We start from the raw sequence: 13,534 nt of genomic DNA on the forward strand, positions 1-13,534 counted from the left end.
TCACCTTGTCACAGAGGGGAGAGGAGGCACCCAAGGTTGGGAAGCTTCCCGAGACGTGCGACAAGCTATTCAGAATGATAATGATTGTCAAATACGAAACGTAATTAGTATCTGTACGTTTCGGTTCTAAGCAAGGATTGAGACGTGTGTCGCGTGGGGGATTGCGCGCCGCCCGCGCGGCGCACGGTCTCCCACGCGCCACACCTCTCAAGGCAAACCCCGCTAATTTCTTCCCCCGCCCATCCGTTCCCCTGTGTACATCCGGCCGCCGAGTGCTGCCCGCCTACGTGCGCGGCGCAGCCGGCCCGACTTCACCAGACACTGGCAGGAACACCCCATGACGGACGCCTTCGAACTCCCGCTCTCGCTGGTCCAGGCCCTGGCGCAACGCGCCGCGCAGACCCCGGACAAGATAGCCCTGCGCTTTCTCGCCGACGCTCCTGGCGAGCAGGCCGTGCTCAGCTACCGGGACCTGGACCGCCGCGCGCGCACCATCGCCGCCGCCCTGCAGGCCCGGGCCGGGTTCGGTGACCGTGCGGTGCTGCTGTTCCCCAGTGGCCCGGACTATGTCGCGGCGTTCTTTGGTTGCCTCTACGCTGGCGTCATCGCCGTGCCAGCGTATCCACCGGAATCCACCCGTCACCATCACCAGGAGCGCCTGCTGTCGATCATCGACGATGCCGAACCGCGCCTGCTGCTGACCATCGCGGCGCTGCACGACAGCTTGCAGGGCCTGGACGCGCTGGCGGCGGACAACGCCCCTGAACTGCTGGCCGTGGATGGCCTTGACCCGGCCCTGGCCGATGCCTGGCAGGCACCTGCCCTGGCCAGCGATGACATCGCCTTCCTGCAGTACACCTCGGGCTCCACCGCGCTGCCCAAGGGCGTGCAGGTCAGCCACGGCAACCTGGTGGCCAACGAGCAGTTGATCCGTCACGGTTTCGGCATCGATGTGAACCCCGACGATGTCATCGTCAGCTGGTTGCCGCTGTACCACGACATGGGGCTGATCGGCGGCTTGCTGCAGCCGATCTTCAGCGGCGTGCCGTGCGTGCTGATGTCGCCGGGCTACTTCCTCGCCCGGCCGCTGCGCTGGTTGCAGGCGATCAGCGAATACGGCGGCACCATCAGCGGTGGCCCCGACTTCGCCTACCGTTTGTGCAGCGAACGGGTCAGCGAAGCGTCCTTGGCCGGGCTCGACCTGAGCCGCTGGCGCGTGGCCTATTCCGGCTCCGAACCGATTCGCCAGGACAGCCTGGCAACCTTCGCCGACAAGTTCCAGGCCTGTGGTTTCGACCCGCAGAGCTTCTTTGCCAGCTATGGCCTGGCCGAAGCGACCCTGTTCGTCAGCGGCAGCCGCCGTGGCCAGGGCATCGGTGCCCTGGCGCTGGACGCCGAAGCCTTTGCCGCCAACCGCGCCGAAAACGGCAGCGGCAGCGGCAGCGTGCTGATGAGCTGTGGCTACCCGCAGCCCGGGCATGCGGTGCGCATCGTCGAGCCGCAGCGCCTCGAAGCGCTGGGCGACAACCAGGTGGGTGAAATCTGGGCCGGTGGCCCGAGCATCGCCCTGGGCTACTGGCGCAACCCTGAGGCCAGCGCGCGCACGTTCGTCGAGCGCGATGGTCAGACCTGGCTGCGCACCGGCGACCTGGGCTTCATGCGCGAGGGTGAAGTCTTTGTCACCGGGCGCTTGAAAGACATGCTCATCGTCCGCGGCCAAAACCTTTACCCGCAAGACCTGGAAAAAACCCTGGAGCGCGAAGTCGACGTGCTGCGCAAAGGCCGCGTGGCGGTGTTTGCCGTGGACCACCAGGGCGAGGAGGGCATCGGCGTGGCGGTGGAGATCAGCCGCAACGTGCAAAAAGCCCTCGAGCCCCAGGCATTGATCAAGACCCTGCGCCAGGTCATCGCCGACGCCTGCCGCCAGGCGCCGGCCGTGGTCTTGTTGCTCAACCCGGGCGCGCTGCCCAAGACTTCCAGCGGCAAGCTGCAACGCTCGGCCTGCCGCCAGCGCATGGGCGATGGCAGCCTCGACTGTTACGCGCGCTTCCCGCAGGCCAGCGAGCAACCCGCAAGCGGCGCGGTGGCAGATGATCTGCAGGCCCGTATCGCCGCCGTGTGGCGCGATGTGCTCAAGGTCGAAGCCGTGGCGGCGGACGACCACTTCCTGCTGCTGGGCGGCAACTCCATTGCAGCCACCCAGGCCACCGCGCGCCTGGCGGATGAGCTGGGCATCAACCTGAGCCTGCGCACCCTGTTCGAAGCCCCGCTGTTGGGCGAGTACAGCGCGGCGGTCGCTGCAATCCTCGCTGAAGGCGGCGCCCCAGCCCAGGCCATCACCACCCTGGCGCGCGACCAGTCGCTGCCGCAATCGCTGGCACAGAACCGCCTGTGGCTGCTGTGGCAACTGGAGCCACAATCGGCGGCCTACAACATTCCGGCCGGCCTGCGCCTGCGCGGTGAGCTGGACGTCGCCGCACTGGAGGCTGTGTTCCAGGCTCTGGTGGCGCGCCATGAATCGCTGCGCACGGTGTTCAGCGAAGTGGATGGCCAAGCCCTGCAGCGAATTCAGGCCCAGCAGCCGTTCAGCCTGCGTCGCCTGGACCTCGAAGGCCAGGCCCCCGAGCAGGTTGCCGCGTGCCGCGAGGCGGAGGCCCAGCAGCCGTTCGACTTGTGCCAAGGCCCACTGCTGCGCGTGACCCTGGCGCGCCTGGACGATGAAGACCACCAGCTGTGGGTGACGCTGCACCACATCGTCGCCGATGGCTGGTCGCTGAACATTTTGCTCGACGAGTTCGCCAAACTGTACGCCGCGCACTGCCAGGGCCAAACGCTCACGCTGGCGCCGCTGACCCTGGGTTACGCCGACTACGGCACCTGGCAACGGCAATGGCTGGCCGACGGCGAGGCCGAACGCCAGTTGCAGTACTGGAAAGCCAAGCTGGGTGATGAACTGCCGGTGCTCGACCTGTGCACCGACCAGCCGCGCGCCAGCCAGCGTGACAAACGCGCGGCGCGCTACACCCTGAAGGTGCCGGTCAAGCTGACCGAAGCGCTCAACGCCCTGGCCCGCGAGCAGCAGGCGAGCCTGTTCATGGTGCTGCTGGCCGGCTGGCAAGCGGTGCTGCACCGCTACAGCGGCCAGGCAGACCTGCGCATCGGCGTGCCCAATGCCAACCGCCCGCGCCTGGAAACCCAGGGCCTGGTCGGCTTCTTCATCAACAGCCAGGTGCTGCGTGCGCAGTTGCATGGCCGCTTGCCCTTCGAGCACCTGCTGGCCCAGGCTCGCCAGGCCACCCTTGAGGCCCAGGCCCACCAGGACCTGCCGTTCGAACAGCTGCTCGAAGCCCTGCCCGACGCGCGCGAGCAAGGCCTGTTCCAGGTCATGTTCAACCACCAGCAGCGTGACCTTTCGGCGCTGCGCCGCTTGCCAGGTTTGCTTGCCGAAGAGTTGCCGTGGCACAGCCGCGAAGCCAAGTTCGACCTGCAACTGCACAGTGAAGAGGACCATCAAGGCCGCCTGACCTTGGCCTTCGACTATGCCGCCGAACTGTTCGAGGCCAGCACGGTAAAACGCCTGGCCGCCCACCTGTTGGCGTTGCTGGAGCAGGTTTGCACCCGGCCGCAGCTGGCGCTGGGCGAGGTGCAGTTGCTCGATGAACAGCACCGCGCACAGCTGCTCGGCTGGGGCCAGGCACCGGCGGCGGCGCCCCAGCGTCTGCTGGTCGAACAGCTCAACGAGCAGGCCCGGCTGACCCCGCAGCGAACCGCGCTGGCCTGGCAGGGCGGCAGCCTGGACTATGCCGAGTTGCACCAGCAAGCCAACCGCCTGGCCCATTACCTGCGTGACAAAGGCGTTGGCCCCGATACCTGCGTGGCCATCGCCGTCGAGCGTTCGCCGCAGTTGCTGGTTGGCCTGCTGGCCATCCTCAAGGCCGGTGGCGCCTACGTGCCGCTGGACGTGGACTACCCGGCCGAGCGCCTGGCCTACATGCTCGGCGACTGCAAGGCCAGCCTGCTGCTGAGCCACAGCGGCCTGCTGGGCAAGCTGCCGCAGGTCGAAGGCGTCAGCGCCATCGCCCTCGACCAGTTGCACCTGAACAGCTGGCCCAGCCATGCCCCCGGCCTGCACCTGCACGGCGACAACCTGGCCTATGTGATCTACACCTCGGGCTCCACTGGCCAGCCCAAGGGCGTGGGCAACACCCATGCGGCCCTGGCCGAACGCCTGCAGTGGATGCAGGCCACCTATGCGCTGAACGACAGCGACGTGCTGATGCAAAAAGCGCCCATCAGTTTCGACGTCTCGGTGTGGGAGTGCTTCTGGCCGCTGGTCACCGGCTGCAAGTTGGTCCTGGCAGGCCCTGGCGAGCATCGTGACCCGCAGCGCATCGCTGCGCTGGTGCAAGCGCATGGCGTGACCACGCTGCACTTCGTGCCGCCGCTGTTGCAGGTGTTCGTGCAAGAGCCGCAGGCCGCCGCCTGCACCAGCCTGCGCCGGTTGTTCTCCGGCGGCGAAGCGTTGTCGGCCAACCTGCGTGACCGTGTGCTGCAACTGCTGCCCCAGGTGCAACTGCACAACCGTTATGGCCCGACCGAAACCGCGATCAACGTCACCCACTGGCACTGCCAGGCCGAAGACGGCGAGCGCTCGCCGATCGGCCGCCCGTTGGGCAACGTGCTGTGCCGCGTGCTGGACGATGAACTGGAACTCACCGCGCCCGGCGTGCCGGGTGAGCTGTACCTGGGCGGCGCAGGCTTGGCCCGAGGTTACCTGGGCCGCCCGGGCCTGACGGCCGAGCGTTTCGTGCCCCAGGCCGACGGCGACGGCCAGCGCTTGTACCGCAGTGGCGACCGTGCCCGCTGGCAAGTCCAGCTGGAAGCGCTGGAATACCTGGGGCGCCTCGACCAGCAGGTGAAGGTGCGCGGCTTCCGCGTCGAACCCGAAGAAGTGCAGGCCTGCCTGTTGGCGCAAGCAGGTGTTGAGCAGGCCCTGGTGCTGATCCACAAGGACGCCGTGGGCGCGCAACTGGTCGGCTACTACAGCGGTGCGGCCGAGCCGGCTGCACTGCTGGCCGCCTTGGCCGAGCAACTGCCGGCGTACATGGTGCCGGCGCAGTTGATCCCGCTGGCACACCTGCCGTTGGGCCCGAGTGGCAAGGTCGATCGCAAGGCGCTGCCCGCTCCGGTGTGGCAACAGCGCGAGCATGTCGAGCCGCAAAGTGCCGTACAGCAGCAGGTCGCGGCGATCTGGCGTGAAGTGCTCAACCTGCCGCGTGTGGGCCTGCAGGACGACTTCTTTGCCCTGGGTGGCCACTCGCTGCTTGCCACCCAGATCGTCTCGCGGACCCGTCAGGCGTGCGATGTCGAGCTGCCGCTGAAAGTGCTGTTCGACGCCAGCGAGCTGGGCGCGTTCTGTGCCGAGATCACGCGCCTGCGGGAGGCCGGCGCGCATAACCTGCAAGGCGAAATCGCCCGCGTCGACCGCCGCCAGGCCGTGCCGTTGTCGTATTCGCAACAGCGCATGTGGTTCCTCTGGCAGATGGAGCCCGACAGCCCCGCCTACAACGTCGGCGGCATGGCCCGCTTGCGTGGCGCGCTGCACGTGGACGCATTCGAGCGGGCGCTGCAGGCGCTGATCGTGCGTCACGAAACCCTGCGCACCACGTTCCCCAGCATCGACGGCGTGGCGTACCAGTGCGTGGCCGAAGACAGCGGCGTGCACCTCGACTGGCAAGACTTCAGCACCTTGCCCGCCGAGGCCCGCCAGCAACGCCTGCAACAGCTCGCCGACGACCAGGCGCACCAGCCGTTCGACCTCGAGCGTGGCCCGCTGCTGCGCGCCTGCCTGGTCAAGGCCGAGGAGCGTGAGCATTACTTTGTCCTGACCTTGCACCACATCGTCACCGAAGGCTGGGCCATGGACATCTTCGCCCGCGAGTTGGGCGAGCTGTACGAAGCCTTTGTCGATGATCGCGAGTCGCCACTGACGCCGCTGCCGGTGCAATACCTGGACTACAGCGTGTGGCAGCGGCACTGGCTGGAAAGCGGCGAAGGCGCGCGGCAGCTGGCCTACTGGAAAGCCCGCCTGGGCGATGAGCACCCGGTCTTGGCATTGCCGTCCGATCGCCCGCGCCCAGCGGTGCAGAGCCACCGTGGCGAGTTGCACCGGTTCGAGCTCGACCCGGCGTTGGTGGCGCGCGTGCATGCGTTCAACAGCCAGCGCGGGCTGACTCTGTTCATGACCATGACGGCAACCCTGGCGGCCTTGCTGCACCGCTACAGCGGCCAGCGTGACCTGCGCATCGGCGCACCGGTGGCCAACCGCATCCGCCCGGAAAGCGAGGGGCTGATTGGCGCCTTCCTCAACACCCAGGTACTGCGCTGCGAACTGGACGGCCAGATGACCGCCGCCGAGCTGCTGGAGCAGATGCGCCAGGCCGCCATCGAAGGCCAGTCGCACCAGGACCTGCCATTCGACCAGTTGGTCGAAGCCCTGCAGCCACCGCGCAGCAGCGCCTATAACCCGCTGTTCCAAGTGATGTGCAACGTCCAGCGCTGGGCGTTCCAGCAAAGCCGTGAACTGGTGGGCATGCAGGTCGACTACCTGGTCAACGACGCCAGCGCCACCAAGTTCGACCTGTACCTCGAAGTCACTGACCTCGATGGCCGCCTGGGCTGCTGCCTGACCTACAGCCGCGACCTGTTCGACGCGCCGCGCATTGCGCGCATGGCCGAGCACTGGCAGCAGTTGCTGATCGGCCTGCTGGACGACCCACAACAGCGCCTGTGCGAGCTGCCGATGCTGAGTCCGGGTGAGCAGCAAGTGCTGGTTGGGCAATTACAAGGCGAGCAGGATTTTGCCCTCGACCAGACCTTGCACGGCCTGTTCGCCGCCCAAGCTTCGCGCACACCACAGGCCCGTGCGCTGACCTTCGCGGGCCAGCACCTGAGCTACGCCGAACTGGACCAGCAGGCCAACCGCCTGGCCCGCGCCCTGCGCGAGCGCGGTGTCGGCCCGCAGGTACGCGTCGGCCTGGCCCTGGAGCGTTCGCTGGAAATGGTCGTCGGCCTGCTGGCCATTCTCAAGGCGGGCGGTGCCTATGTGCCGCTCGACCCCGAGTACCCCCTCGACCGCTTGCGCTACATGATCGAAGACAGCCGCATCGGCCTACTGCTCAGCCAGCGCGCGCTGCTGGAAACCCTTGGCGAACTGCCAGACGGCGTGGCCCGCTGGAGCTTGGAAGACGATGCCGCAGGCTTGTCCGCCTTCAGCGATGCCCCGCTGGATAACCTCAACCTGCCGCAGCACCAGGCTTACCTGATCTACACCTCCGGCTCCACCGGCAAGCCCAAGGGCGTGGTGGTCAGCCATGGTGAAATCGCCATGCATTGCCAGGCCGTGATCGAGGCCTTCGGCATGCGCAGCGACGACTGCGAACTGCACTTCTACTCGATCAACTTCGATGCGGCCAGCGAACGCCTGCTGACCCCGCTGCTGTGTGGTGCCCGCGTGGTGATCCGTGCCCAAGGCCAGTGGGGCGCTGAAGAGATCTGCCAACTGGTGCGCGAGCAACAGGTGAGCATTCTTGGCTTCACCCCAAGCTATGGCAGCCAGTTGGCCCAGTACCTGGCCGGGCAGGGCGAGCAGTTGCCGGTGCGCCTGGTGATCACCGGCGGCGAGGCGCTGACCGGCGAGCACCTGCAGCGCATTCGCCAGGCGTTCACGCCGCAACAGTTCTTCAACGCCTACGGCCCGACCGAAACCGTGGTCATGCCGCTGGCCTGCCTGGCGCCACCCACGCTGCCGGCCGACCTGGGCAGTGTGCCGATCGGCCGCGTGATTGGCGCCCGCAATGGGTACATCCTCGATGAGGACCTGGCCTTGCTGCCACAAGGCGGTATCGGCGAGCTGTACATCGGCGGTGCCGGCCTAGCCCAGGGGTATCACGACCGCCCGGGGCTGAGCGCCGAGCGCTTCGTTGCCGACCCCTTCAGCACACAGGGCGGGCGCCTGTACCGCACCGGCGACCTGGTGCGCCTGGGCGCCGATGGTTTGGTCGAGTACGTTGGCCGTGCCGACCAGCAGGTGAAAATTCGCGGCTTCCGTATCGAATTGGGCGAAATCGAAAGCCGCCTGCAGGCGCATGCCGATGTCGACGAGGCGGTGGTCCTGGCCCTCGACCTGCCGGGCGGCAAACAACTGGTGGGTTACCTGGTGTGCAAGCAGGCCGGTGCCAACAGCGACGCCCAGGCCGCGCTGCGCGACGCGGTCAAGGCCGATGCCCGCCAGCAACTGCCGGACTACATGGTGCCCGCACACCTGGTGCTGCTCGACAGCCTGCCGCTGATGGGCAACGGCAAGCTCGACCGCAAGGCGCTGCCGTTGCCGGACCTGGAGCAGGCGCACCAGCATTACCAGGCTCCAGGCAACGAAGTGGAAGCGCAGCTGGCGCAGATCTGGCGCGACGTGCTCAACGTTGCCCGCGTTGGCGTGCAGGACAACTTCTTCGAACTCGGTGGCGACTCGATCCTCTCGATTCAGGTGGTCAGCCGGGCCCGTCAGTTGGGCCTGCAGTTCACCCCGCGTGACCTGTTCCAGCACCAGACCATCCAGACCCTGGCCACGGTGGTCAGCCTGAGCGCCGCGCCAAGCGGTATCGAGCAGGGCCTGCGCGAGGGGCAAACCGGGCTGACGCCAATCCAGCACTGGTTCTTCGACAGCGAAGTGGCCCAGCCACAGCACTGGAACCAGGCCGTACTGTTGGCAGCGCGCCAGCCTCTGGCCAGCGCGGCTCTGGAGCAGGCCCTGGCTGCACTGGTGCAGCACCACGACAGCCTGCGCCTGCGTTTCCGCCAGGCCAATGGCCGCTGGCAGGCCGAGTATGCCCAGCCTGCGCCTCAGCAACTGCTGTGGGCGGCCACGGTTGCCGACTTCGATGAGTGCCAGGCGCTGTACACCGACCTGCAGCGCAGCCTCGACTTGGAGCAAGGCCCGCTGCTGCGCGCCTTGCTGGTAACAGACGGGCAGGGCAGCCAACGCCTGCTCCTGGCGATTCACCACCTGGTGGTTGATGGCGTGTCCTGGCGCGTGCTGCTCGAAGACTTGCAGGCGCTGTACCGTGGCCAGCCGTTGGCGGCCAAGACCCACACCCTGGGCGACTGGGCCGCACGCCTGGCCAGCTACGCCGGCAGCGACTCGCTGCGCGACGAGTTGGACTGGTGGCACGCCCAGCTCGGCACTGTGCGCCACGAACTGCCGTGTGATCACCCGCAGGGTGGCAACCTGCACCGCCACGCCCGCACCTTGGCCATCGGCCTCGATGCCGAACAGACCCGCCAGTTGCTGCAACAGGCCCCCGCGGCCTACCACACCCAGGTCAACGACCTGCTGCTGACAGCCCTGGCCCGCGCCTTGTGCCGGTGGAGCGGTGACAGCCAAGTGCTGGTACAGCTCGAAGGCCACGGCCGCGACGGGCTGTTCGAAGACATGGACCTGACCCGCAGCGTCGGCTGGTTCACCAACGCCTACCCGCTGAGCCTTTGCCCGGTGCTGGGTGATGACGATGCCGCCCGCGCCACTTCGATCAAACGGGTCAAGGAGCAACTGCGTCAGGTGCCGCACAAAGGGCAGGGCTATGGCGTGCTGCGCTACCTGGCCGACGCGGCCGGGCGCGAGCGCATGGCCGCACTGCCGCAGGCCCGCATCACCTTCAACTACCTGGGGCAGTTCGACCAGCAGTTTGACACTGATGCGCTGTTCCAGCCGCTGGACGCACCGGCGGGCCTGGCCCATGACCTGGAGGCCCCGCTGCCCAATTGGCTGAGTGTCGACGGCCAAGTCTATGCCGGTGCCCTGCAATTGCGCTGGACCTACAGCACCGAGCGCTACGACGAGCAGACCATCGCCACCCTGGCCGAAGGCTACCGCCAAGAGTTGCTGGCGCTGGTCGGCCACTGCCTGGCCGACGGCAACGGCAGCTTCACGCCGTCCGACTTCCCCTTGGCGCACCTGACCCAGGAGCAGATCGACAACTTGCCGGTCGCTGCCGCCGAGATCGACGATGTCTACCCGCTGACGCCGATGCAGGAAGGCATGCTGCTGCACACCCTGCTGGAGCCAGGCACCGGCATTTACTACATGCAGGACCGCTACCGCATCAACAGCGCGCTCGACGCCGAACGCTTCGCCCAAGCTTGGCAGGCGGTGGTGGCGCGCCATGAGGCCCTGCGGGCGTCGTTCAGTTGGAACGCCGGCGAGGCGATGCTGCAGATCATCCACAAGCCCGGCAAGACGGCAGTGGATTATCAAGACTGGCGCGGCCTCGACGACGGTGCCCAGGAAGCCCGCCTGCAAGCCCTGCACAAGCAGGAGCGCGAGGCCGGTTTCGATCTGCTGCGTGAAGCGCCGTTCCACCTGCGCCTGGTGCGCGTCGCCGATGAACGCTACTGGTTCATGATGAGCAACCACCACATCCTGATCGATGCCTGGTGCCGCTCGTTGCTGATGAACGACTTCTTCGAGGTCTACCAGGCCCTTGGCGAAGGCCGCCCGGCCCAGTTGCCGGTGCCGCCACGCTACCGTGACTACATCGGCTGGCTGCAACGCCAGGACCTGAACGAAGCGCGCCAGTGGTGGCAGGCCAACCTGGCCGGCTTCGAACAGGCCACGGCGATCCCCAGCGACCGCCCGTTGCGCCACGACCACGCCGGTGACGGCATGATCGTCGGCGACTGCTACACACGCCTGGACGTCACTGACGGTGTTCGCTTGCGCGAACTGGCCCAGGCCCATCAGCTGACCATCAACACCTTTGCCCAGGCGGCCTGGGCCCTGGTGCTGGCGCGCTACAGCGGCGAGCGCGACGTGGCCTTTGGCGTCACCGTGGCCGGGCGCCCGGTGAGCATGCCGCAGATGCAGCGCACCGTTGGCCTGTTCATCAACAGCATCGCCTTGCGCGTGCAACTGCCCGCCGCCGGCGAGCGCTGCAGCGTGCGCCAGTGGCTGCAAGGCGTGCTTGAACACAATATGGAAGTGCGCGAGTACGAGTACCTGCCGCTGGTGGCGATCCAGGAATGCAGTGAACTGCCCAAGGGCCAGCCGCTGTTCAACAGCCTGTTCGTGTTCGAGAACGCGCCGGTGGAAACCGCAGTGCTGGACCACGCCCAGCACCTCAACGCCAGCTCCGACTCGGGCCGCACCCACACCAACTTCCCGTTGACGGCGGTGTGCTACCCGGGGGATGACCTGGGCCTGCACCTGTCGTTCGACCAACGTTACTTCGACACTTCGACCGTCGAACGCCTGCTGGCCGAGTTCAAGCGCCTGCTGTTGGCGCTGGTGCAGGGCTTCGAGGGCGAGGTAAGCGACTTGCCGCTGCTGGGTGCCGAAGAGCAACGCTTCCTGATCGAAGACTGCAACCGCACCGAGCACGCCTACGCGCTGGAACAGAGCTATGTCGAGCAGTTCGAGGCGCAGGTCGCCGCGCACCCAGAGCGCACGGTGGCGCGTTGCCTGGACGCGTCCTTTGACTACGCGGGCCTGAACCTTGCGGCCAACCGCCTGGGCCATGCCCTGATCGGCGCAGGCGTAACCGTCGATCAGCCGGTTGCGCTGTTGGCCGAGCGCGGTTTGCCATTGCTGGGGATGATTGTCGGCAGCTTCAAGGCCGGTGCCGGCTACCTGCCGCTGGACCCCGGCCTGCCCGCCGCGCGCCTGCAGCGCATCGTCGCGCTCAGCCGCACACCGGTGCTGGTATGCAGCGCGGCCTGTGCCGAGCAGGGGCGGCAGTTGCTGAACGCACTGGAGGGTGTGGCGCGGCCGCAATTGTTGGTGTGGGAAGACATCCAGGCCAGCAACATCGCCAGCCACAACCCGGGTATTCATAGCGGGCCCGACAACCTCGCGTATGTCATCTACACCTCGGGCTCCACCGGTTTGCCCAAAGGGGTGATGGTAGAGCAGCGCGGCATGCTCAACAACCAGCTCAGCAAGGTGCCTTACCTGGCCCTGAACGAGCAGGACGTAATTGCCCAGACCGCTTCGCAGAGCTTCGATATCTCGGTCTGGCAGTTCCTGGCCGCGCCGTTGTTCGGCGCCAGGCTGGAGATCGTGCCCAATGCCATCGCCCATGATCCGCAAGGCCTGCTGGCGCATGTGCAGGCTACCGGCATCACCGTGCTGGAAAGCGTGCCGTCGCTGATCCAGGGCATGCTGGCCAACGATCACCAGGCCCTCAACGGCCTGCGCTGGATGCTGCCGACCGGCGAGGCGATGCCGCCAGAACTGGCCGCGCAATGGCTACAGCGTTACCCAGGTATTGGCCTGGTCAATGCCTACGGCCCGGCGGAGTGCTCGGACGATGTGGCGTTCTTCCGTGTCGATGTCGAGTCCACGCGCGGCAGTTACCTGCCGATTGGCACCCCGACCGACAACAACCGCCTGTACCTGTTCGGCGAGGACCAGGCACTGGTGCCGTTGGGCGCGGTTGGCGAGCTGTGCGTTGCCGGTACCGGCGTTGGCCGTGGCTATGTTGGCGACCCCGTGCGTACCGCCCTGGCCTTTATCCCGCACCCCCATGGCGCGCCGGGTGAACGCCTGTACCGTACCGGCGACCTGGCGCGCCAGCGCCTGGACGGGGTGCTGGAGTATGTGGGCCGCATCGATCACCAGGTGAAGATTCGCGGGTACCGCATCGAACTGGGTGAAATTGAAGCGCGCCTGCATGAACAGGCCGAAATCCGTGATGCCGCGGTGGGCGTGCAGGAAGGCGCCAACGGCAAGCACCTGGTCGGCTACCTGGTGGCCCATCAGGGCGTAACCCCTGATGTGGCGTTGCTCGAACAGATCAAGCAGCGCCTGCGCGCAGCATTGCCGGAGTACATGGTGCCGCTGCATTGGGGGTGGTTCGACAGCCTGCCGCACAACGCCAACGGCAAGCTCGACCGCAAGTCACTGCCGGCCATCGACATCGGCAGCCAGCACAGCCAGGCCTACCTGGCGCCGCGCAACGAGCTGGAAGCGGTGTTGGCCGGTATCTGGGCCGATGTGCTCAAGGCCGAACGGGTGGGGGTACACGACAACTTCTTCGAGTTGGGCGGGCATTCGCTGCTGGCCACGCAGATCGCTTCGCGGGTGCAGAAGCAGTTGCAGTTGGATGTGCCGCTGCGGGCGATGTTCGAGTGCAGCACAGTGGAGGAACTGGCGGTGTATGTGGAGGGGTTGCAGGGGCGTGTGCTGGATGACGACAAGGTTGACCGGCTGAGTGACCTGATGGCGGAGCTTGAGGGGCTGTAGGGTTAGGGTTTCGCCTTGGGTTTTGCGGGGCGGCGGACATCGAGCGCCGCCCGCGCGGCGCTTCGCAGCACAAGGCTGCTCCTACAGTTGTTTCGGGCCAGTTTCGCCTGTGCCTTCCGCGCGCGACCGCCTTGTTGATTCGACTCTATATTGAGGCGGGCACTAAAGGGGGCCGCGCGCGTTTGCCCCAGAAATAACTGCCCCTGAACAACTGTAGGAGCAGCCTTGTGCTGCGAA

General features: G+C 66.8%; 1 protein-coding gene. It reads left to right on the plus strand.

Annotation, left to right across the window (positions count from 1 at the left end; all coding sequences use genetic code 11):
• Nucleotides 1-337: 337 nt before the first annotated feature.
• A complete protein-coding gene (locus tag AC5PZ0_RS01085; protein ID WP_493854129.1) occupies nucleotides 338-13,297 on the plus strand; it encodes a non-ribosomal peptide synthetase in 12,960 nt (4,319 codons plus the stop codon).
• Nucleotides 13,298-13,534 lie beyond the last annotated feature (237 nt).

This window comes from Pseudomonas sp. 5.2 (assembly GCF_059025405.1).